This is a genomic window from Vibrio sp. 397 (assembly GCF_033339395.1).
Lineage (GTDB): Bacteria > Pseudomonadota > Gammaproteobacteria > Enterobacterales > Vibrionaceae > Vibrio > Vibrio alginolyticus.
Map to the genome: position 1 here is coordinate 82,535 of NZ_JAWOUN010000006.1, position 23,106 is coordinate 105,640.

The window sequence follows — 23,106 nt, forward strand, 5'->3', positions numbered from 1 at the left end:
AGCTTAGTCCACTTCACGTTAACGTCAACTGAGCTATAGTTTTCTGTATAGAAACCAAAACCTGTCACGCAGATGACGATAATAGAAAGGAAGCATAAAGATGGAACGAGAATGCATGGAGTTTGATGTCGTGATCGTGGGGGCCGGACCTGCGGGCTTAAGCGCAGCTTGTCGACTAGCTCAACTCAACCAAGACAGTGAAGATGACGCACTTTCAATTTGCGTTGTAGAAAAAGGCTCAGAAGTGGGTGCACATATTTTATCTGGCGCTGTTTTTGAAACTAGTGCCTTGGATGAGCTTTTCCCCAATTGGAAAGAAATGGACGCCCCGCTAGCAGCCTCAGTTCAACGAGATGATTTCCTTTATCTTACTACTAAACAAAACCATATTCGCGTTCCCCACTTCCTTACACCGCGTCCAATGATAAATGGCGAGAATAATTACGTAATTAGCCTTGCCAACCTTTGCCGTTGGCTCGCTAACCAAGCAGAAAATCTTGGGGTGGAAGTTTTTCCGGGCTTTGCCGCTGCAAGCATCAATTATGATCAGACTGGCGCAGTGACAGGCATTAACACGAGCGATATGGGACTAGATAAGAACGGCCAGGCCAAACCTAACTTTGAACCAGGTATCGAGCTAAGGGCAAAATACACCCTTTTTGCTGAAGGTTGTCGCGGACATCTGGGTAAAGAACTTATTCAAAGGTTCGACCTAGACGCAGGAAAGCAACCACAGCACTACGCGCTTGGCCTAAAAGAGATATGGGAGTTACCCACTGACAGTAAGGATGTATCTGGCAGTGTTATCCACTCCGCTGGCTGGCCCTTGAGTGAAACAAATACCACAGGCGGCGGTTTTCTCTATCACATGGAGAACAACCAAATCGCCGTGGGGCTTATTGTCGACTTGAATTACAGCAATCCTTACTTGAGTCCGTTTGACGAATTTCAACGCTTTAAACACCATCCTGCTATTGAACCACATTTGAAAGGTGCTCAGCGCATCGCTTACGGCGCAAGAGCCATTGCGAAAGGTGGACTTTCCTCTCTGCCGAGACAGCAATTCCCTGGCGGTTTATTGATTGGTTGTGATGCGGGGACTTTGAACGTTGCTAAAATTAAAGGCAGCCACACAGCAATGAAATCCGGAATCATTGCAGCAGAAGCGGTACATACGGCCCGACAAACTGGAGCTTCTGAGCCAGACTACCAGTCGTTGTTCGAATCATCATGGTTGTATGACGAACTCGCTGAAACGCGTAACTTTGGTGCGAACATTCATAAGTTTGGCAGCATACTGGGCGGTGCTCTTTCGACTTTTGAACACAACCTGTGGCAACCACTGGTTAAGAGGCCGTTACCTTGGTCTATCAAGGACTATTCGCACGATCATGAGCAGTTAAAACCTAAACAAGAGTGCCACCCAATTGCATACCCAAAACCAGATGGTGAAATCAGTTTTGATAAGCCTTCGTCGGTATTTTTGTCGGGAACACAGCACGAAGAGAATCAACCTTGTCACCTTGTTCTGACTTACCCTCACATTCCAATTGATGTGAATTTAGGCATGTATGACGAACCAAGTCAGCGCTATTGCCCCGCAGGGGTTTACGAAGTGGTGGAAGTGAACAATATGTTGAAGTTTCAGATAAATGCCGCCAACTGTGTGCATTGCAAAACCTGTGACATCAAAGATCCTTCGCAAAACATCACGTGGAAAGCACCAGAAGGTGGCGGCGGACCAAGCTATCAAAACATGTAGATACGTTAGTATGTTGACGATCTAACAAATGGATAAACAAACCGATTGGCAGAGCCTCATTACTCCTGCCAATCGACAAAATGATCAAGCAAGAAGTCGATAGCCAATCGCGCTCGTAGTGGTAGAAAGTGACGATTCTGATAAACAATCCAGCTGCTGTTGCCGCTTCCCCAATACGGCTCTAGTATTGGCACCAAACGACCAGACGAAATAGCATCGTTGAAACTACTCTTCGGTAAGTACGCCACACCTAATCCTTCTGCACAGGCTTGCAAGACCGTGTGTGCGTTATTGCTCTTCCATCTGCCCTGCACTTTTACGCCATCTAAAGGCTTGCCGTCTTTTTCAAACAACCAAACGTCCTTATTGGCAATAATGCAGCTATGACGCTTGAGTTGCTCTGGGTGCGTTGGTAAACCATGTTCATCGAGATAACGCTGACTGGCTGCCGCTGCCATGGGACGATCCACCAGCTTTCTCGCAACCAAGCCTGAATCACTCAACCTGCCGTAACGAATGGCAAAATCGAAACCATCTTCAATAAAGTTGACCATGCTGGTGTTGAAGTTAATTTCAACCGTGAGATTAGGATGTTGCTTGGCAAACGCCATCAAGGCAGGCGCTACATGGTTCTCAGAAAACGCACCAGCGGCACTCACGCGTAACGTACCACTCAACTGAGTTTGCTGCGTGGTGAGCTGTTCATTGGCTTGCTGAAGCCCAATCACCAATTCTTTACACTGCTGATAATACGCTTGCCCCGCTTCCGTTAGACTCACCATTCTTGTCGAACGGGCTAACAAAGCGACACCTAATCGCTCTTCTAATCTTGTGACTTGGCGACTGACATGACTGGTACTGCAACCTAACTGTTTTGCCGCTGCAGAAAACCCTAAGCTCTCAGCAACCGTAACAAACTCATTGATGCCTTCAAAACTGTCCATACTTACCTTTGCTATATAGCAATAATGTTTTGCCAATTAATCATATTATCACTTATTTGTTTAGCAATTAGTATGAAGGTGTTCAACAAATACACGTAAGCCAAAAAGGAAACCATCATGAAGAAAGTACTCATCATTGTGACGAACCATGCGACTCTTGGTGAAACTGACCAAGCAAACGGAACTTACGCGCCAGAGCTCACTCATGCCCTTAGCGAGCTACTAGGTGCAGGCTTCGATTACGACATTGCCTCTATCAAAGGTGGACAAGCACCACTGTACGGAACCGACATCGAAGGCGACGCAGTGAACGAGAAAATTTTGGCGGATGATGATTTCCAGAACCGCATCAACAACACGATTCCAGTGTCACAAATCAACGGTGACAACTACGATGCGATCTTCTATCCGGGTGGTTTTGGTCTTCTTTCAGACCTAGCGAGCAACGAAGATTTTGCCAAGATTTCTGCAAAACACTATGAAGATGGCGGTATTGTGGCTGCAGTTTGTCATGGTCCGGGCGCTCTTCTACCTATCACGCTTAGCAATGGCGAAAAGCTACTTTCGTCTAAATCAGTAACAGGCTTCACTCGTGAAGAAGAGATCGACTTCGGCACCATCAACGATATCCCATTCCTATTGGAAGAATCTCTTGCACGCAGCGCAGCGCGCTACTCTAAAGTGCAACCATGGCAAGAGTTTGTAATTGTGGATGATCGTGTCATCACAGGTCAAAACCCAACGAGCGCACACGGCGTAGGCAGAGCGATTGTTGAACACCTAGCTTAAACGCGCCGGAAACTACAACTATCCCAGAAGAGGAAAGCGTGCTTTGTCATGCTTTCCCTTGCTACAGGCGATCGCAATATGCGCTTATACTTCTACCCCTGCTTCATCTTCTTCTACGATATCCGTTTCTTGGTTCGCCTCTTCCAACCATTGCTGTAAAGATTCACTTGCTAGCACCTTTTGTTGGTAAGCTTTGGCACCTTCCGATAACTCGATGCCATAAGTTTGGAAACGCAATGCCACAGGTGCATACATAGCATCCGCTATCGACCATTCTCCAAATAGCCAACCGTTTGGATGCAGTTCTGCTTGCTCTGCCCAAATGGCGTCAATACGAGCAATATCTTTAAGCGCACCCTTCGTTAAGTCGACTTTTCTGTGTGCGCGGATGTTCATTGGGAGTTCGTTTCTTAAATCAAAGAAACCCGAATGCATTTCTGATGCAATGGCGCGTGCTTTAGCTCGTTCTGCGGAGTTGCTTGGCCAAGCTTTACCTTGTAAGTATTGCTCGTTAACGTATTCCAAAATCGCTAATGAATCCCACACGGTTGCGTCACCATCCACCAAGGTAGGTACTTTCGCGGTTGGTGTAATACCTTCCAAGGTCTTATAAAAATCTTCTGTGAATAATTTGAGCTTGGTGACTTCGACATCTAGTTTGAATTGAGAAAAGATCAACCATGCGCGCAGTGACCAGCTTGAGTAGTTTTGGTTAGCAATAAACAGTTTCATGACGCCTCCATGCGGTTTGTGTTTTGAGTACCCATTCACAATATCTGATTGTATTTAAGGGCACTAACGGATAGTTTTGATGGAACACTTCAACAAAAACGATGGATGAGTTTTAGATATGGATATCGATGCGTTGCGCAGCTTTCTTGCTTTTGTCGAAACGGGCAGTTTCACTCGTGCAGCCAAGCAGATCAATCGCACCCAATCCGCGTTCAGTGCACAAATGCGTAAGCTAGAAGACGAACTCAGCGTCAGCTTGTTTGAAAAAGAAGGCCGTAACCTCGTATTGAGTGAAGCGGGACTGGCACTGCGCTCTCACGCCGAGCAATTGGTCAGCTTGCACAATCAAGCACTGAAACAAGTGAGGCGCTATGAAAACAAGCGCCCTCTTCGCTTAGGTTGCCCAGAGGATTACAACGACAATATCTTGCCTAAAGTCATCCGCGTATTACAGCAATCTGAGCCCACATGTTCGATTCAAGTCTTTAGTGAGCCAAGCATCACCTTGAGAGAAAAACTCGATGAAGGAAAGCTAGACGCCGCTATTGTGACAAGAGCACCGGACAGTGAGGAAGGTTACTGGCTAGCAAGCGACAAAGGCGTGTGGATTGCTCATCCTGATTTTGACATTGAGAACGCCCAACCTCTCCCTCTCGCCCTATTCCAAACCGACTGTAAATACCATGCGGCAGCAGTAGACGGATTAACCAAACGTGGCACTCCTTATCAACTACTGGCATGTTGCAATACGGCTTCTGCACAACGAGCAATTGTACGTTCAGGCATGGTTATCGGTGCGATGGGCAGTGTTAGCGTTAGCGAGGATCTTAAGATCTTAGGCGATATGCCATCGCTGCCTTCCGTGGATATCGTTTTGGTCACGGGCGTCGAGCCTCATCCGATACTGGATAAAGAATGCTTGGCGCAATTGGTTAAGTTAATGGCTTAACTGAATTCGCTAACCAATCACAAAGTTGAATTCGCCCGTTAATCGCCCGTCGATTCGTATGGTTTCAAACTGTAGATAATCACGGGCTTTGCCACCCCACCATTCATCACCAGTATTGCCTTTTAAGTACAACTGAGTGGTCAGAAGCTCTTGGTTATCCCGCCACAACTTAACGTGAATGTGCGGAGGACGAGAGGCATAAGGCACAGGATACAAAGTCTGGAATAAGTAGCGACCATCCGATTGAGTTTCGAATGCGCCAAAGCCTGCAAAGTGAGCATCAAACTTATCATTATTTGGCTGCTTAGGATGATCGTAAATCCCCTGCCCATCGCATTGCCAGGTTTCTACTTTGATGCCTGAGACAGGGTTTCCCGATGTATCTACTACTCTGCCTTGCAACACGATAGGTTCACCGACCAAGCCTTCTGATTGCAGAATCAAGTTTTGACGAAGAGGAATATCCACTACTGGATAAAATGGCCCTTCAGTTTGTGCTGGCGTTGGCCGCATTGGTGTTTTCGCTTTTAAAGAGGGGGCGAACAACAATGTCCACAGCGCTAAAAAGTGTCTTCTTTCCATGGTGCCACCAATACAATTGCGTTGAATTAAGTTTGGGGGAACTTAAGGAATTTGCCATGACGAATATAAAAAATGCCCCTGCAAGAGAGCCATTCGCAGAGGCACTGTGGAACTAAATGATGAGTGTTGATTGAAGGATTATGCGGCTTCGAACGCCAATGCTTTCTTCTCTACCTGACGGAAAATGAGAGTTAGCACACCATTTACCGTTAAATAAAATGCGCCTGCAATACCAAATACCGTCAACGTATCGTAGGTTTGTGCGTTAATGCGCTGCGCATAACCCATCAGATCCATGATCGTAATCGTGCTTGCTAGTGACGTGCCTTTGAAGACCAAAATCACTTCGTTCGAGTAAGCAGGAACAGCACGACGAATAGCGTATGGTAGCAGCACTTTTAGCGTTGCGGTTTTGTTCATACCCAGAGCACGACACGCTTGCCATTGACCGGAAGGAATCGCGTTAAACGCTCCTTTGAACAACTGAGTGCTGTATGCAGCGGTATTCAACGCTAACGCCAACATCGCACAGAACCAAGGTTGGCTTAACCATGTCCAGAATACACTTTCTCTTACTGCGTCAAACTGACCAGGACCGTAGTACACCAAAAAGATCTGTACCAACAAAGGCGTACCAGTGAACAAGGTGATGATGCCACGACTTACCCAATGCAAACCCGGAGTACGCAGGATCAGAGTCAGCGTCATCATCAAAGCTAAAAGACAGCCCACAACCAAGGAAGCGGCGGTCAATTGAAGGCTAGTGCTTAAGCCATCCAGCATTTGCCAAACGTGTTGTTCGTTCATGCGGTGGCCTCCTGTCCCATGCTCATACCTTGAATTGAGAACTTCTTATCAATCAGTTTGACGGCACGTTGTGTAATCAAAGTAATGCCTAAGTAAATCGCCGCAGCGGTCGCGTACCATGTAAACGCTTCATGCGTCGCTGCAGATGTTAGCTGCGCTTGCTTCAACAAATCCGTTACGCCAATCAGTGATACAAGCGCGGTGTCTTTCAGCAGAACCAACCATTGGTTAGTTAAACCTGGTAGTGCGTGTCTTACTGCTTGTGGTAAAACAATGCGAACGAAAGCGTGTGCTTGACTGATGCCGAGTGCACTTGCTGCTTCTCTCTGCCCTCTTCCAACGGCTTTTAATGCGCCACGTAGAGTTTGAGAAGCGTAGGAAGCGAAGATCAATGACAACGCCACCACGCCAGACAAGAACGGGCTAACTTCAATAAAGTCGCCGGTGATTAAAAACAGAACCTGCGTCGAACCAAAATAGATGAACAACACGACAAGGATTTCTGGCAAGCCACGTACAATCGTCACAAACGCCGTCATTGGCCATTTAACGAAAACGCGGCGAGACATTTCACCACTGGCGAATACCACTGCCAGAATCAAACCGACTAAGAGGCTTGTGAAGGCTAGCTGGACAGTCATCCAACTAGCTTGAACAAGCGATAAAGAGTAACCCGTTAGTGCCATATTACTTACCGAAGTATTTGTTGTAGATTACGTCGTATTCGCCGTTTGCTTTCACTGTTTTCAGTGCTGTGTTCAGCTTGTTCACTAGCTCGTCGTTACCTTTATTTACTGCGATACCGAAACCGTTACCGAAGTATTTAGGGTTAGTGATGTGCTCACCCACGTAAGCTAGGTTGTCTTCTTTCTTGAACCATTCTGCTACGACTGCTGTGTCACCGAATACAGAATCAATACGGCCATTTTTCATATCGATGAACGCGTCTTGGTAGCTTGAGTAAGGAACCGCGGTTACGCCCGGCATTTGCTCAATCAGGTAGCTTTGGTGTGTTGAGCCGTTTTGAACACCAACACGCTTACCTTCTAGTGCTTTTTGATCAGCCACTTTTTCTTTGATAGAAACAAACGCTGCTGAGTTGTCATAGTATGCATTCGTGAAATTCACTTGCTCCAAACGCGCCTCAGTAATGTCCATTGCAGAGATTGCCGCATCGTAGCGCTTGAATTTTAATGCTGGGATCAGGCTGTCAAAAGATTGGTTGTGGAAGGTGCATTTTGCTTCGATTTCTTTACATAGTGCATTCGCCAGATCCACATCAAAACCTTGGATTTGGTTGTTTTCATCCATGTATTCGAATGGGGCGTACGTCGCTTCCATCGCAAATTTGATCTCTTCTTGTGCTGCTGCGTTCGCTGAGACAAGTCCGATTAGTGAAGCTAGTAGAATCTTTTTCATTGCAATACTCCGTGTGTACTTAGTGGGCTGACACTCGCAATGACAGCCGAGCTTATCTGTTAAATAGACTGAACTTTAAAAACGTGATTTAGTGATTTAAGTAGTCAGCAAACTGGGCGGTTTGCGGGTTAGAAAACGAATCATTTGTGCCGTGCTCAACGATGTGTCCTTTTTCTAAATACAGTACGTGACTAGCGATTTTCTTGGCGAAATCCACTTCGTGCGTCACAACTACTTGTGTAATTCCGGTTTCGCTTAAATTTTTAATAATCTTAACGACTTGGTTAGTAATTTCCGGATCAAGCGCAGCGGTCGGTTCATCAAAAAGCAAGACTTCCGGTTTCATCATCAATGCACGAGCAATCGCCACACGTTGTTGCTGACCACCAGAAAGTTGCATCGGCCATGCATCCGCTTTGTCTGCCAAATGCAGCGTCGCGAGAATTTGCATTGCCTGCTTCTTCGCTTCTTCTTTATCCATGCCAGCGACTTTTACCGGAGCCTCAATCAGGTTCTCCATCACTGTCATATGCGGCCATAGGTTGTACTGTTGGAACACCATGCCCACTTTACGACGAAGCGCTAAACCTTGCTTCTCTTTGATTTCAGTTGAAAAGTCGAATGCGTCATTAGCGATGTTTAACTGGCCGTTATCCGCTCCTTCAAGAAGGTTAAGAACACGTAGTAGAGAGCTCTTCCCTGCACCACTCGGACCGAGTAACACCAGTGTTTCCCCGCTTTCACACTTAAAGCTGACATCGTGAAGCACTTGTGTCTCACCGTAGGATTTATTGATTCCGCTTACCTGAATAGTCATGCTGACATACCGCATTAATTGTCACTTGGTATTTATATTACTCAACTGGACTTTTTATGCAATAAAAATGTATAAAAATTTAATTTGTTAATTTTTTGTATGATCAGCTACCACCAAGACAGAGTATCTGACTGGTTTGAAGAGTTAGTTTTAACTGAATTTGTTGAAGAAAAATCCAACAACATGGTGACGACCGAAACAAGGTTAAAATGGTGGTTATTTTTGTGCTGACGTGTAGAGGAAGTTTTGAGTCTATGAGGATGATCTATTCCAAGTACACCTTCTCATTTTTGCCGGGCTTCCCCCCTCGATTTCCGGTAAAGCCTTTTATCGGCGGGTTCCTGATTAGGACTTTGTGAATGGACTATAATTTCTCTTTGTATTCTAGCCCTTAATTCGAGTCATCTAAGTATGAGTGAGATAACCCCATGTTGAAGTCGCATTGTTTTTCTCTCATTGCACTTGCTTCTCTGAGCTTACTTTCTATACCCAGCGTTTGGAGTAGAACATCAATCGTGTTACCTGGATTGCATGAACAGGGTATTGATCTTCAAGATAAGCCTATATCTGCTGCCGCTGCACTTGAATGGGAGTTGGATAATGCCGATATCGTGTTTGGAGCTTACAAAGATAAGAGTGATAACGAGCGTGTAAAAGCGCTTGGTTACATGTACAACCAAAAGCTGGAACTTAACTCAGGTTGGCTGGAAAACGATATACGTAACCAAGCAGAACTGAATGGAATTGACTACGAAGATTTCTTTCTCCACTTTTCTGAAGACACTATCCTAGCTGAAGTCGACTCAAGCCATGGTGAAAATACCTTACTCAATCGAAAACCGATGATCGTTGGCTATACCGCCAGCGCTGACCACGCCGGCTTTTGGCTATATCAACCACCGCCATGGGATGCTGATGTATTTGGCCAGGCGAATAATGGTGGAGCCCTCTATGTCTATCACTCAGAGAAGTTCGACCGCTTAGCCTTTACGTTCTCTCAGTTTGCTCAAGGCGGCAGCTTCACGATTGAATACCCTTCTGCTATCGACTCGTTTGGTCGGGTAACAGAATGGAAACGCTTCGCGATTAAAAAAGACAAAACTGAGAACATGACTAAAAACCAAACAGTAAACTGGTCTGTTCCTTCGGATTGGGTTCGCGCTACAACGCATGATGGTAGCGGAAAAACTTATGGTGGCGGTCAGTACTTTGGCTCCACCTTTTTACGCGACGGCGGCCGCCTTTACGTTGCGAAAATTACTTGGCATGACGACAACATAGAAAACCGCCCACGTCTCGAAAACATTCAACTCAAAGATAGCTTCCCTGCCGTCAATGTCTCAGGAGCACCAACGGAGACACCTGAAGGTCAAACCATTCAACGCTGGCGTAAAATTCGTGGCTTTGACAAATCTGCAGATCGAAACCAAGACAATTATCTTTCTTGGAATGAATACAAAAACCGTTCGAATAAGAATGCAACGGCACGATTTCGTTGGGAGTCACGGGTTATTCCATTTGGTCGTATGTGGAATCAAACTTCTTCATGGGCATTGACCAATCTCGGTAATCCCGTTTTTACCAATACAATGCGCCACTATTACCAAGCTGAATGGGCGAAAGAAGGTTTAAATGGTGCGTACAACGACGACACGAATAAGTTACTCGGAGAAAATCAGTTCTACGTTTATTCCGGTGGTACGGTGGATGAGCTTGGTTTGGTGGCGGGTAGCCAAGCTGCTGACGATGCGTACAAAGCGCAATTCTCGGCGTTCTTGAATAAACTGGCAACGCTGGATGAAGATGCGTTAATTGGCCTCAACATAGGTACGGCAAACTTATTCGGTCGTAATGGGCAAAACCACTTGGTTAACGCTGGCTCCTTGTACTTGCGCGAGCACTACCTTTTCCCTTCTACCGGCTTTAGTGGCTATGCTGGGTTAGCTAAGTTTTGGGATAACTCTGCACTCGCCAAAGCTGGCCAGAAAGTGATTTATCAAGCGACAACGCGTTATGGTCGCGTTCAATACTTTGGCAACACAGAAGACAATTGGAAACAGGACCAATACTCTGCACTAGCGGTGTTCTACTTAAACTATCACCCTGAGCGCAGTTACTTTAATCAGTGGAACAATGGCTATTTATATGGAAGTAATAACACAACAGGTGACAATTTCTGGAAGGCAGGCGTACCAAAGAATATTGCTTATCAACCTAGCACCTTGCTTGCCGTTGATTTGGGAGAGCCTGCCAATCAAATACCAGAGGGGTATCAGGCGACTCCGGTAATGATGTCCACCAGCACGCCCTATCCTGCCGATTACACGGTGATTGGAGATGCTTCTATGAGCAAAGTGGCTCACCCTGACTTGCCTAATGGCGCTATCGATTTGTTACCAACCCATACGTACTTTGCGTATCACTCAGACGATACGGTAGTGATGCATGGCCCTACAGAGATGGTGTTAGCCCGCGAATTCACCAAAGGCCGAGTGCTGTATCGGACTGATTTCTTTGGCAAAAATATCGATTACTTCTCCTCACCGAAGATAACTATCGCACTTCCAGAGCCTATGCGACCTGTAGATCAAGACGGTAACATCGGCGACTATGTTTCTCATATTGAGATTGGCGGCTACGAAGGAGTGTTCTTGCTGTATTAACTCCCTTTCAACACGCCTCACCAAACGCTTCATAAATCGCCGTTTTTATGCTTAACGTCACTGAAAAAAACTTGTTCACTGAATCTTTATAAACCGATGTATATACTGAAGTAAATGACAACGACAAGGAAATTCAGTCACATGAAGACGACACCTTCAATGCTCTCTGTTCTGCTGCTATCAGCATTATCTACTCATGCAAATGCGGACGAATGCGGAAAAATAACCATCGCAGACATGAATTGGAATTCGGCCAGCTTAATGGCGCACATCGACCAATTTGTCTTAAATGAAGGCTACCAGTGCGATGCGGAATTGATCCCTGGTGATAGCGTTCCTACAGGCACCTCTATGATTGAAAAGGGACAGCCTGACGTTGCGCCAGAGTTATGGACAAACGGTATTAAAGAAGCACTTGATAAAGGGATTGCGGATAAACGCTTGCGCATCGCTAGTGAATCGCTTGTCAATGGTGGTGAAGAAGGGTTTTGGGTTCCCGCCTATCTGGTAAAACAGTATCCAGAACTCGCGACGATAGAAGGCGTCATCAAGCACGCCAAACTATTTGAACACCCAGAGGATGATGACAAGTTCGCGTTTTATAGCTGCCCTGCTGGTTGGACATGCCAAATCACCTCCGGTCACTTGTTTAATGCATTAGGGTTAAGTGAGCACGGCTTTGAGATGGTTGACCCAGGATCTGGCGCAGCATTAGCTGGCACCATCGCCAAAGCCTATGATCGCAAAATGCCTTGGTTTGGTTACTACTGGTCACCGACCCCCGTATTGGGCAAGTATGATATGGTCAAAGTGGATTTTGGTAGCGGAACAGATTTAGAAGAGTATCGCAACTGTACCACTCAGCCTGATTGCGCTTCACCAAAAGTAACAATGTACCCACCTTCTCCAGTTCGCACAGTAACAACTGAGGCGTTTGCGAGCAAAGAACCCCAAGCATTCGCGTACTTGCAGAAACGCGGATTTACCAACGAGCAAATGAGTGAAATGCTGGCCTGGATGGAAGATAACTACGCGGACGGTGAAGAAGCGATGTTTTACTTCTTTAATACCTACCCTGACTTGTGGAAAGGCTGGGTATCTGAAGACGTCGCGGTGAGAATCGAAAAAGCGCTTTGATGATTAATACTTAAAGTGCCACAAATCATTTAACCTCCCATACCGTTTGAATAAACGGCATGGGAGACTCGTCAACGACTCGTTAATACATGGTGTGACCATTCAATGTTTCTTTAGGAATCTCTTGCAGAGCGTCCCAATGTTCGACGATCTTCCCATTGTGATCAAAACGAAAGAAATCCATTGTCACGTATTCAATATCATTAGGCCATGTTTGGTGAGTGTGTAGTGCCACCAAGTTCCCTTCAGCAATGGCTCGCACAAACGTAATGTCTTTATTGGGATACTCATTTTGCATCCGCTCAAAATACTCGATAAAAGCCTCGGGGCCATTTCCAACTAATGGATTGTGCTGAATGTACTCATCGCCAACATAGTCTTCAACCGCTTTTCTTGGATTACCTCGATAGGCGGTTTCGTAAAACGCAATGGCATTTCTTTTATTCTCTTGCAGATCCATTTTTCTTACCTGTGTTGCTCCATCTTGCGGATAACGGTAATCATAGTCTTTGAACTTCAGAAGTGACCAAACTTCGCGCACAAAAAAGGCCGCTAAAGAGCAGCCTTCATCACTTCTACTTGGAATCATCGCCTTTCATCGCTTAAACCACACCGCCAGCACCGAGCATAGAACGCTCACTGTTCTCCACCAGCAACGCGGTTGCGGTTTGTTTCAGTGTTTCCCATTCTTGGTCTTCGACAAAGATACCATTTTGCCAAGAAGCTTGTTGCGTGCGGCTTAACTCATCACCTTCAATGTGAATGGTATACCCTTGTGCACTTTTCTCGATATCGAAATCGTTCACGGAGAGCTCGATAACCATACTATGCAAATCCGTATCATGCCCATCAAACTGATCCGAGAAAAAGACTTCTGGCGCGATTCGTCCACGGTTTAACACATAAAGCGTTCGCTTGGGACTAGAGCCATTGACCCATTGTGCACGGCACGCAATGCCTTTTGCAGAGAGCTTCAACAACTCACTAAAACCTAGCCAACGGTTATGGCACTGCGTCAACGTGATAGTAATCGACTTACGGTTAATCATTTTCTCAAGTGCGAAATCCAACACAGCGGGTAAATGACACGCTACACTCCCGTTGTGCAGTTCTACCTCTATGTTTGACGGCGTACTGTTGGTCACCGATACGGCGCAGTCTGAATCTAACCCAAGAAACAGACTGGCGTTATTAAAATGACGAACTCCATGTAAGCCAACCATTTGCAAGTCCGCCACCATGTTCGCAATGACATCCGCCTCACCACAGTGACGGCGCATGCCAAGAAATGCCTTATTAACCGCGGCCACCAATTCGTTGTGAGAGACGATCATAATGCAAATCCTCCACTGATTTTTTGATTATCACTTTGCGCAATTTCGTCACGTGGCGGCATGCTAGGGAAAATCCATGTGTCTGCCAGTTTAGGATCGTGAATTTCATCTAACAACGGCGCACCTTGGAAGAAAGTTACTCGAACCCAACGATCCGAGCGCGGATCAAACTTAGTCGCGCCAAAGATCGCCAATTTACAGCGCAGTAAGTGCATTGGTAACGCATCTTTACGCAGCACATTCATTTGAATATCCCCCATCGCACGGTTGCCTAGCGTCCATACGCGACGTGTGATCGAACGATAAGCCGGTTTTTGCAATAGAAACTCTGCTACGGACATTTCTACATCACAGTCAAGCAAGGCCTGGTACAAGCGATTCACTTGTCTGCCGATATCAAGCGGCAGTTCTTTTTCTTCTCCAGCCTCTTCCCCGCGAACACCAAGCCTTGGCTCTTCTTTATCTTGTGAGCGATACCAGAACCAGTAGTTGTTCTCGGCTAGTGAGTAATCCGCATCAATCGCCCAGCGGTACTTGCTTTGCAACACTTCCAGTAAATCTTGGATCTTTTTCCCGCCCGGAATAGATAACGTTTCATCCGTATTCATTTGGCTAGCAAATTCATCCACTAAAGATGGGTAGAGTTCGATCAAGCAAGAGGTGAGGATTTCTTGGGCTTCCACACTCATTGTTTTCTTATGCTCGACCAAACTCGCCCAATTCGGATGTGATGCCATTAACGTTGTTAGCTCTGATAGCAGTTGTTTGATGTCTGATATCGCTTGATGATTGAGCCTGTCTTGATGTTCATTGATGGTGATGACTTGCTCTAAATGACGCTGTGCTTTTTGTAGTAATCCTTGCAAAGGAGCATGGAATGAAGCTTCACATGGCATCGCAAAGACTCGCGCTACCGCACGTTCGCGAGAGGTCATCCATTGGTCAACGATGCACGGGTGATTAATCAAGTATGGAGCCATGCCTAAGCCAGTCGCATTGCCGACACCAAGGTAGCGCTGCAAGCCACGATGCAAAGCCACCGCGTTGTCGCCACCTTGTTGAAGTGCCAGATAGTGCACCCAATCTAGGCTGAATTCACGCAACATATATACGGCACACATTTGCGCACTAAAAGACTGGCTGAAATCTGAGTTGTTCTCTAACAGTTTGAAATCGGCGATACCAAACTTTCCGTTACCATAAACTGCTGTGGTACGCAGGATATAACCCACTTCCGCTAACTCTTTCGGCTCAGGCTGCTCGCCTTGAGAAAGCGCGCTAACAATGTGCTCAAACACGCGCACACTTTTATTTGCGCGAGCAAGAACAAGTACGTTGTTTGGATTACGTCCCGCTTCTTGCAGCGGTACATTTTCTCGCAATCTTTCCAACAAAGTAACATCAACATCGCCTTGAACCAGTGCAAATGTGACGTCCCACTTTTCAGCAATTACGCGATCATTACGCTCGTCGTCGGCAATTTCATCACAGAATACCACCAAATGATAAACGTGCTCTGGCGTGGTCAATTTGTAAATCACATGACCATAACCACGAGGACAAAGCTGCCACTCATGCTTGGTTACTTGCCAGTTTTGGCTTGCCATATTACGAATCAGACTGCGAACAAAGCTGATTCGGTTTTGGTGCATTGCGCCAAGCCTTTCGGCTGCCATGACAATCGCTGCATCGCGCATAGTTGCTTCCGTATAAGTAGAACGATGTGCATCCATTTTGCTCACCACCTATTTGTTATTGTAAGAATACTAGGGTTTGTGCGGATGCAGGAGGAAAACACCCGCACAAGCTCCACGTTGTTTGAATTGGATAATTGTTATAGCCCTTGCTCTTTCGCCATTTTGATTGCAATTTGTGGCGCATTCCAAAGTGACGGTAACAGAATCAACGAAACCGGAACCGCGGTAATAACAATGAAAGATTGCAGAGCAGAGATGCCGCCAGAGCCAAGGGAAATTAGGATCAATGCCGTCACACCCATCATTACTCCCCAGAAGGTACGGATGATCGCATTCGGCTCCGTTTCACCACTGATCACGACACTGATTGTGTAGGTCATTGAGTCGCCCGTCGTGACGATGAAGATCGTGGTTAAAATCAGAAATAGAATTGAAGTCAGCATTGGCATTGGTAGTTGCTGAGTCACTGCAAGCAAAGCACCTGGCAAGTTAAAGCCCTCAAACGCCGCACTCACGCTACCCGGTTCAGCAATTTCAAACGCAAGGCCTGAGCCGCCCACAATCGTGAACCAAAAACAGGTGGTTAACGGAGCCACAATACTGATGGTGGAAATAACTTGGCGAATAGTTCGACCACGGGAAATACGCGCAATAAAGATTGCCATCATCGGACCATAACCCAGGAACCAGCCCCAGAAAAATACTGTCCACCAACTTAGCCAACCTTCGTCACCGCGATAGGTCGCCATTGGGATAAAGTTATCCAACATGCTTCCTACACCTTGAATGTATCCGTTAAAGATAAAATTTGTCGGACCAAAAAACAGGATGTAAACCATCAATGCCATTGCCAGAATCACATTGTAACGACTAAGCAGTTGCATGCCTCGGCTTAATCCACTGAGTGCTGACAAGGTGTAAAGCGCAATCGCAAACAAGATGATGATAAGCTGAGTGGTAAAGCCATCAGGAATATCAAACAGCGCATTTAACGCGTAGCTAACCTGCAAGCCTAAAAACCCAATTGGTCCGATGGTGCCCGCGGCTACCGCGATAATGCAGCACGCGTCAATCAATGCACCGAGTTGGCCTTTAAGTGCTCGTTCGCCCAAAACTGGGTAAAGCAAAATACGGGGTTTTAGTGGTAAACCTTTGTCGTAATGCAGGTGCATCACCACGATGGAAGTTAAGCTACCTACAATCGCCCAAGCCAGAAAGCCCCAGTGCATAAAGGATTGCGACAACGCATTCACCGCACCTTGCTGCGGGTTATCTTGCGCGCCGTACAAAGGGGGTGGGCTAACGTAATGCGCGATAGGCTCAGCCGCGGCCCAGAAAACACCACCACCAGCCAATAAGGTACAGAAAATAATCGCCATCCAGCGGAAAGAATCCATTTCTGGTTTTGCAATCCCGCCCAACATCACCTTGCCTGTTCGCCCTGCAGCCAAGCCAAGACCAATAAGAAAAGTGAGAAGCAGCAGTAACTGCCAGTATGGACCAAACACCTGAACTGCCCAGCTAAAACCGGCGTTAACGATCGTAGATAACAGCTCGCCGTCATAAAGTGCAATAGCAACGAACAACGCGATGAAACCACCGCTATACCAAAAGGCCGGGTTATTCAGTCCTAATTTGTCCATCGTGTTTTCTGTTGTTGATGTGTTGTGTTTTACTTTTGACTTGCCCGATGACACGCTCATCGTGGAAGCTTTCATGCTATTGGTTAAATCAGACATACTCTGGCTCCAGAGGTTCTTTGCAGCAGCCAAAGACTGGCTACAAATGTGAGTTTTACGCCTACCGTATTGTTATTATGTGGGCAGGCGGTTCCTACTTTGGGGAATGCTATGAAATAGGCTCTAATCCTTCTTTAAGGAAGTTGAACCAGTTTTCACCCAATATTTTTCCAGCCTCAGATTCACTGAATCCGTGACCCATTAATCCGTTGTAGATGTTCTCCATCCCTGCGCTGCCGCAGAACCATGGCAGCGCATCTGGCCATCCCGAGTTACTTGCTGAACCTTCGCCGTAATCCATCGCTTTTGACCAACGCCCGTTGCGCATCCATTCCAATACTTGTTGCGGTTGGTTTAAGCACAGATCACTACCGATGCCTAAATGGTCGACGCCAAACATGTCTGCGGTTTTCGCAACCATCTGGCAGAAATCATCCAGCGTGCACTGGCTGCCATTTGGTAAATGGAACGGATATAAACTGAATCCAATCAAACCACCGCGCTCCGTCAGTGCTTTGATCACGGTGTTGGACTTGTTGCGCAGTGCGTCATGCGCAAACGTCGGGTTAGCATGGCTGATACAAATTGGACGCGAAGAGAGCTCGATAGCTTCCAACGTTGAACGCTCTGCGCTGTGGGACATATCAATGATCATCCCGACTCGGTTCATCTCTTCAATCGCTTGCTTACCAAAGCGAGTTACGCCGGAATCATTTTGTTCGTAACAACCTGTCGCCAGTAAGCTTTGGTTGTTGTAGGTCAGTTGCATGATCAGCAGACCTTGACGGCGCATCACTTCAATCAGGCCAATTTCATCATCGATTGGTGAGCAATTTTGCGCGCCGAAGAAGATGCCGACTTTGCCTTCTGCTTTGGCTTTTTCTACATCTGCCATTGAATAAATAGGCATGATGAGGTCTGCATTTTGCTCGAAGCGCAAGTTCCACTCAGCAAAACGCGTCAAGGTTTCGCGCGCAGTTTCGTGGTAGACGATGGTGGCATGAACGGCGGTAATGCCACTCGCCTTAAGCGTTTGGAAATACTCTCGATCCCAATTGCAGTACTGCAATCCGTCAATCACAATCCGTTGTTGGTACATAACCACTCCTTAAACAATTTCTTAGCCTTTTCGTGCGGGTAACTGACACCATCAGTTACCCTGCCGATCTTAGTAAGGACGCTGATAAGCGGTTTTCACTACGGTGTAGAACTCTTTGGCGTACTGACCTTGCTCACGAGGACCAAAGCTAGACTCTTTACGGCCACCAAATGGAACGTGATAATCTGTACCCGCAGTTGGCAAGTTAACCATGACGCAGCCCGTTTGGACTTGCTGTTTGAAGATCGCGCTATTACGCAAGCTTTGCGTGATAATGCCGCCTGTCAGGCCAAAGCGCGTATCGTTCGCGACTGCAATTGCCTCATCCAGATCAGAAACGCGAATCACGCTCGCCATTGGCGCAAAGACTTCTTCTTGGTTCACTTCCCAGCCATTCTGTGTATTTAAAAACAGAGTTGGTGACATGTAGTAACCGTCATGCTCTAGGCTCAGACGCTCACCACCGAAAGCCAGCTCCGCGCCTGCTTGGCGTGCGTTTTCGATCCACTCAAAGTTCGCATTCAGCTGGTTACCATCAACAACAGGGCCCATGAACACGCCCTCTTCTAGAGCGTGACCCACTTTAAGTTCGCTCATGCGTTTGATTAGCGCTTCAACATACGCGTCGTGAACTCCGTCCATAACGACAAGACGAGAAGACGCGGTGCACTTTTGACCTGCACCCGAGAATGAGCCTGCGATTGTTGCTTCGACAGCAATCTGAATGTCTGCATCATCTGCGACTACGAGCGCATTTTTGCTACCCATCTCTAGCTGACAACGCACAAAATTTGGTGCCGTTGCCGCTGCAACTTTACGGCCTGTGTCCACAGAACCAGTGAAGCTCACGCCGTTCACATCCTTCGAATTGATAAGGGTATTACCTACTTGCGAACCGCTACCCAAAACGAGGTTAAACGTGCCAGCAGGTAAACCTTGGCGATGGATAATCTCTGTCAGCGCAACGGCACTTGCTGGGGTTAGGTTGGCAGGCTTCCAGACGACGCTGTTGCCAAACGCAAGTGCTGGCGCGATTTTCCAAGCCGCTGTTGCTGTTGGGAAGTTCCAAGGAGAGATAATGGCGATAACGCCGACGGCTTCGCGAGTAACTTCAACGGAGACACCTGGACGGACGGAAGCAGCGCTATCGCCAATTTGACGCAGAACCTCAGCAGCAAAGTATTGGAAGAATTGGCCAGCACGGTATATCTCACCTCGACCTTCAGAAAATGGCTTGCCTTCTTCACGCGAAAGCAAGGTGCCCAATTCGTCACATCGTGCAATGAGCTCATCACCAATCGCTTGTAGCACTGCTTGCTTGCGCTCGATTGGTGTTTTTTCCCACTCTGGCTGCGCTGATTTAGCCGCTTGAATCGCTTGCTCTACTTGCGACACACTCGCTTGTGCGAAATCGCCAATGTTTTCGCTGATATCAGAAGGGTTAATATTGGCGATGGTGTCCATGCCCGATTGCCATTCACCTGCTATATAGAGGGATTTTTCTGCTTGAACATTGTTAATAAAAGTCATGGTTCTTTCCTTGTTCTTCCGATTTGTGATGGCAAGCCACTCACTGATCTCTAATTATTCTCGTTGGATTTATTCTGGTTGGCTTGCCGACGCGTAGACAACAAACTCCACCAACATCTCTTCTCGCGCTAACCCTGCAACCACCATGGCGGCGCGATTTGGGTACGGCGCTTCAAAATATTCCGCGTACACTTGGTTAACGGTCTTTAAGTATTCTCTGTCAGTCACATAAATCAGGACCTGCAACACCGAGTCCAAAGACTCCCCTGCACACTCCAGGGTGTGAATGAGATTGTTAAAGGTTTGACGTGTTTGTACTTCGATACCGCCTTCCACAACCGCGCCTGTGTCATCAATAGGAATTTGAGCCGTATACAGGGTTCCGTTGTTGACTATCGCCCATTCAAGCGGCGCTTTAGAAGCAAATAGACTGGTTTTAACTGGGTGTTTTTTAGTAGGAGTGTTCACGTGCCTTTCAACCTTTGTAACAGCTTTGTTTCAATATGGTTAAATGATGCACATTGACAGGCGATAAATCTAACGGTAAATTTTTGACATTTGATAAATTAAACTTATCACTCTGTTTAAAATAACGTAAATAAAGGGATTAAGAGGCATTAGGGATGAGTATTAAGCTTCAACAATTAATGCATTTTGTGATGGTAGTCGAGGAAGGAGGCTTTCGAGCCGCTTCACATCGTGCAAATCGTTCTCAGGCGGCACTGTCCACATCGATAAAAGAGCTTGAAAAAATTCTAGGGCAAACGCTGTTTGAACCCGGAAACAAAACCAAATTGACCCCGTTTGGTGAAATTTGTCTGCCCAAAGTGGTTCAGTTTCTCAATATCTACAGTGCACTAGACAACGATCTCAAAGCAGCCGCTGCCGGACAGCAAGGGAGAGTGCGAATTGCGAGCGTTCCTTCTGTTGCAGCGAAGCTCATCCCTAGCGTGTTGGGTGCCTTTTGCGAACAGTATCCAAATGTAGAAGTAAGCTTGATAGACGATAATGCCGCTGGCGTCGAGGCTCGCCTACTCTCCGGTGAGGTCGACTTAGCGCTCGGTAACCCCTCTCACCTCGATGAGGGCGGCATTGACTTTACGCCACTGTTAGCCGATCCAATAGGCGTGGTATGTTTAAAGGATAACCCTATTGCGAGTCATCCAGAAGGAATCGAGTGGCAAACTTTGTTGGAACAACCCTTTATCCGTAACGGCACTTGTACACTTCTCGATCCAACCCCAGCAAGAGCTCTGAGTCAGCAAGCGCTCTATTCGGTCGAAAATATTACTTCGCTGTTTTCTGTCTTAGAACTTGGGATTGGTGTCACGACCCTACCGAAGCTTGCTTTCCCAACCAATGAAACACGCTTGGTTTGGATTCCGCTTATCGAACCACCGCTTGAAAGGCAAATTGGTATATTTACGCTAACCGATCGCACGATCTCGCCTCAAGCTAAAGCATTTCACGATCTTTGTGTGCATTATTTAAACTACCAAAAAGAAGATAAATAATGGTTCGATTAACATGCGGATAATTAAAAGCCTCCATATTCAGAGTGGAGGCTAATTTGTATTTGTGTATCGCTTCGTTCTATTTTTTGCGACGATTTCGGTTTTTATACACCACGCAAAAGTTACCACGCTTGGTACGACACTTTGAGCAACGTTCACAATCTACTGGTGCGCGATTGCCTTCTTTCCAACGTTTGATCAACTGCGGCTCAGCCAATAAAGGGCGTGACACAGCAAAAAATTGGATATCTGTGTTTTCTGCAATTTTCTCAATCGCATCAATGTCGCTCAGCCCGCCGACAGTAATCACCGGTATGCTAACGTCCTGACTGATCACGTGACCATATTCGTTAAAGTAACCTTCTTCTTGTAGTGTGTAACCATCGAACGTTTGACCAACAAGTTCGTTTGCTTTGCCGTGAACATTGCCAGATACGATGATCGCATCAACGCCTACTTCTTCAAGTTTCTTACAGACGACGCGAGTTTCATCGAACGTTAAACCGCCGTCAAAGAACTCAGTTGCCGTCAGTTTAACGAGGATGGGAAATTCGCTTCCAACCAGCTTTCTGGTTTCAGAATAAATTTCTAAAAGAAAGCGCATGCGATTTTCTAAGCCACCACCATATTCGTCTTCGCGACGATTATAGTACGGGCTTAAAAACTGGTTAATTAAATAAGTGTGCGCCGCATGAATCTCTACGCCGTCAAAACCAGCGTCTTGAGCACGTTTGCTCGCCAATGCGAATGCCTTTACGATGTAGTCGATTTCGTCCTTTGTCATCGCTTTGCCTTGCGTATTTGTACCACGCTCAGGCACGTCACTCGGAGCGAAGATGACACGCTCACCGACGTTATGGGTGGTTTTGGTGCCACCGTAAGCAATTTGCATCACGATTTTAGAATCTTGTTGATGTACTAGCTCTGTTAGCTTTTTGTATTCTTCAATAAAAGAGTCGTTGTAGATCCCCATCATACCTGCGTTGGGTTTCTCTTCTTCAACGATATTGGCATAACCCGTGACAATAAGCCCAACTTCCCCTTTCGCAAGCGTTTCGTAAATATCGTAAAGCTTTGCCGTCATGTGACCATCTTCGGTCGCCATGTTCTCCCACGTTGCGCTTCTCACAAAACGGTTCTTTAGGGTCATGTTGCCAATGCGGGCTTCGGAAAACAAAATGCTCAAAACCAGTCCTCTTAAAGTTGTCTTTATGTTTTATCTTTTCGCAAGTAAACAAGAACGAAAAAGGAACAGCGATACACGATGTATGGCTGTTCCTTCTCTGAATCCTTGAGACCTGCAAACTACAGGCGCACCTTAATGCCTCGGAGACGACAAAACTTTAATCTGGGTTAAGGTTTAGTGAGTTTTTAGATTATGTAAAAGGATGATTCTTAATCGTGTTCATTTCACTGGAGTTAAGATGCTTCCTCACCCACTTTCAGTCGTAAAACTTGTGTATTTCGCTAGCTGGTGATTCAACTCAAACATTCACATTGTTAGTTTGTATGCTGCTATGGGAACTAGCACTACCCCAAATGTTTACATTACAAACTATCGATATTGAATTCTCATATGGTAAATAGAGTTA

At 46.4% G+C, this 23,106-nt stretch carries 21 protein-coding genes; 6 read left to right on the forward strand and 15 right to left on the reverse strand.

The genetic code is table 11. The annotated features are described in order from the left end of the window. The first annotated feature begins 100 nt into the window (after nucleotides 1-100). A complete protein-coding gene (locus R7P36_RS11665) occupies nucleotides 101-1,762 on the forward strand; it encodes an electron transfer flavoprotein-ubiquinone oxidoreductase (protein WP_213899577.1) in 1,662 nt (553 codons plus the stop codon). Nucleotides 1,763-1,821: 59 nt separating this feature from the next. Here R7P36_RS11665 and R7P36_RS11670 read toward each other — a convergent pair whose 3' ends face one another. After that, nucleotides 1,822-2,706 carry a LysR family transcriptional regulator gene (locus R7P36_RS11670; RefSeq protein WP_042521059.1) on the reverse strand — a complete coding sequence of 295 codons (885 nt, stop codon included), beginning with the start codon at nucleotides 2,704-2,706 and terminating at the stop codon, nucleotides 1,822-1,824. Nucleotides 2,707-2,823: 117 nt separating this feature from the next. Here R7P36_RS11670 and R7P36_RS11675 point away from each other — a divergent pair, with 117 nt between their 5' ends. Next, a complete protein-coding gene (locus R7P36_RS11675) occupies nucleotides 2,824-3,495 on the forward strand; it encodes a type 1 glutamine amidotransferase domain-containing protein (RefSeq protein ID WP_005375824.1) in 672 nt (223 codons plus the stop codon). 84 nt (nucleotides 3,496-3,579) lie between these two features. Here the strand turns inward: R7P36_RS11675 and R7P36_RS11680 are convergent, their stop codons facing one another. Next, the gene (locus R7P36_RS11680) at nucleotides 3,580-4,227 is read right to left on the reverse strand and encodes a glutathione S-transferase family protein (RefSeq protein ID WP_065275366.1); all 648 of its coding nucleotides are present in this window, start codon (nucleotides 4,225-4,227) and stop codon (nucleotides 3,580-3,582) included. A gap of 118 nt (nucleotides 4,228-4,345) precedes the next feature. On the opposite strand from R7P36_RS11680, the gene R7P36_RS11685 reads away from it, so the two are divergent. Further along, nucleotides 4,346-5,176 (forward strand): LysR family transcriptional regulator, encoded by an 831-nt coding sequence (locus R7P36_RS11685; protein ID WP_213899578.1) that lies wholly within the window; start codon nucleotides 4,346-4,348, stop codon nucleotides 5,174-5,176. Between the two features lie 9 nt (nucleotides 5,177-5,185). Here R7P36_RS11685 and R7P36_RS11690 read toward each other — a convergent pair whose 3' ends face one another. The 5 genes from R7P36_RS11690 to artP all read right to left on the reverse strand — a co-directional run bounded on the left by R7P36_RS11690 (nucleotide 5,186) and on the right by artP (nucleotide 8,801). Continuing rightward, nucleotides 5,186-5,758, reverse strand: coding sequence for a protocatechuate 3,4-dioxygenase (locus R7P36_RS11690; RefSeq protein WP_054578999.1), 573 nt, complete (start codon nucleotides 5,756-5,758; stop codon nucleotides 5,186-5,188). Between the two features lie 138 nt (nucleotides 5,759-5,896). Beyond that, nucleotides 5,897-6,565, reverse strand: a complete 669-nt coding sequence (gene artM / locus R7P36_RS11695) for an arginine ABC transporter permease ArtM (RefSeq protein WP_053303703.1) — start codon at nucleotides 6,563-6,565, stop codon at nucleotides 5,897-5,899. Next, nucleotides 6,562-7,251, reverse strand: a complete 690-nt coding sequence (artQ, locus tag R7P36_RS11700; protein ID WP_005388570.1) for an arginine ABC transporter permease ArtQ — start codon at nucleotides 7,249-7,251, stop codon at nucleotides 6,562-6,564. The genes artM and artQ overlap by 4 nt, the downstream gene beginning before the upstream one ends. A gap of 1 nt (nucleotide 7,252) precedes the next feature. After that, nucleotides 7,253-7,984 (reverse strand): arginine ABC transporter substrate-binding protein, encoded by a 732-nt coding sequence (locus R7P36_RS11705; RefSeq protein WP_054579000.1) that lies wholly within the window; start codon nucleotides 7,982-7,984, stop codon nucleotides 7,253-7,255. 88 nt (nucleotides 7,985-8,072) lie between these two features. After that, nucleotides 8,073-8,801: an arginine ABC transporter ATP-binding protein ArtP gene (gene artP / locus R7P36_RS11710; protein WP_114139536.1), complete on the reverse strand. Its 729-nt coding sequence runs from the start codon at nucleotides 8,799-8,801 to the stop codon at nucleotides 8,073-8,075. Nucleotides 8,802-9,229: 428 nt separating this feature from the next. On the opposite strand from artP, the gene R7P36_RS11715 reads away from it, so the two are divergent. Next, a complete protein-coding gene (locus tag R7P36_RS11715) occupies nucleotides 9,230-11,464 on the forward strand; it encodes a hypothetical protein (protein ID WP_213899579.1) in 2,235 nt (744 codons plus the stop codon). Nucleotides 11,465-11,605: 141 nt separating this feature from the next. Next, on the forward strand, nucleotides 11,606-12,601 hold the full coding sequence (locus R7P36_RS11720) for an ABC transporter substrate-binding protein (RefSeq protein ID WP_005375798.1): 996 nt from the start codon (nucleotides 11,606-11,608) through the stop codon (nucleotides 12,599-12,601). An 82-nt stretch (nucleotides 12,602-12,683) separates the two neighbouring features. Here the strand turns inward: R7P36_RS11720 and R7P36_RS11725 are convergent, their stop codons facing one another. The 7 genes from R7P36_RS11725 to R7P36_RS11755 all read right to left on the reverse strand — a co-directional run bounded on the left by R7P36_RS11725 (nucleotide 12,684) and on the right by R7P36_RS11755 (nucleotide 20,468). Beyond that, a complete protein-coding gene (locus tag R7P36_RS11725; protein WP_005390944.1) occupies nucleotides 12,684-13,061 on the reverse strand; it encodes a nuclear transport factor 2 family protein in 378 nt (125 codons plus the stop codon). A 142-nt stretch (nucleotides 13,062-13,203) separates the two neighbouring features. Beyond that, nucleotides 13,204-13,935 carry a DUF3726 domain-containing protein gene (locus R7P36_RS11730; protein WP_085568963.1) on the reverse strand — a complete coding sequence of 244 codons (732 nt, stop codon included), beginning with the start codon at nucleotides 13,933-13,935 and terminating at the stop codon, nucleotides 13,204-13,206. Further along, entirely contained in the window at nucleotides 13,932-15,668 is a 1,737-nt protein-coding gene (locus R7P36_RS11735; protein ID WP_085568962.1) for a hypothetical protein, read from the reverse strand. Before R7P36_RS11735 ends, R7P36_RS11730 begins: the two co-directional genes overlap by 4 nt. Before the next feature lie 101 nt (nucleotides 15,669-15,769). Continuing rightward, nucleotides 15,770-17,371: a BCCT family transporter gene (locus tag R7P36_RS11740; RefSeq protein WP_005375792.1), complete on the reverse strand. Its 1,602-nt coding sequence runs from the start codon at nucleotides 17,369-17,371 to the stop codon at nucleotides 15,770-15,772. A gap of 109 nt (nucleotides 17,372-17,480) precedes the next feature. Beyond that, on the reverse strand, nucleotides 17,481-18,470 hold the full coding sequence (locus R7P36_RS11745; protein WP_053303711.1) for a membrane dipeptidase: 990 nt from the start codon (nucleotides 18,468-18,470) through the stop codon (nucleotides 17,481-17,483). A gap of 69 nt (nucleotides 18,471-18,539) precedes the next feature. Next, nucleotides 18,540-20,000 (reverse strand): aldehyde dehydrogenase family protein, encoded by a 1,461-nt coding sequence (locus R7P36_RS11750; protein ID WP_213899580.1) that lies wholly within the window; start codon nucleotides 19,998-20,000, stop codon nucleotides 18,540-18,542. Between the two features lie 69 nt (nucleotides 20,001-20,069). Further along, nucleotides 20,070-20,468, reverse strand: coding sequence for a RidA family protein (locus R7P36_RS11755; RefSeq protein ID WP_017634254.1), 399 nt, complete (start codon nucleotides 20,466-20,468; stop codon nucleotides 20,070-20,072). Between the two features lie 155 nt (nucleotides 20,469-20,623). Between R7P36_RS11755 and R7P36_RS11760 the strand changes: the two genes are divergently transcribed. Then, a complete protein-coding gene (locus tag R7P36_RS11760) occupies nucleotides 20,624-21,514 on the forward strand; it encodes a LysR family transcriptional regulator (RefSeq protein ID WP_086047324.1) in 891 nt (296 codons plus the stop codon). A 79-nt stretch (nucleotides 21,515-21,593) separates the two neighbouring features. Here R7P36_RS11760 and R7P36_RS11765 read toward each other — a convergent pair whose 3' ends face one another. Beyond that, entirely contained in the window at nucleotides 21,594-22,700 is a 1,107-nt protein-coding gene (locus R7P36_RS11765) for an NADH:flavin oxidoreductase (RefSeq protein ID WP_213899581.1), read from the reverse strand. Nucleotides 22,701-23,106: the final 406 nt, after the last annotated feature.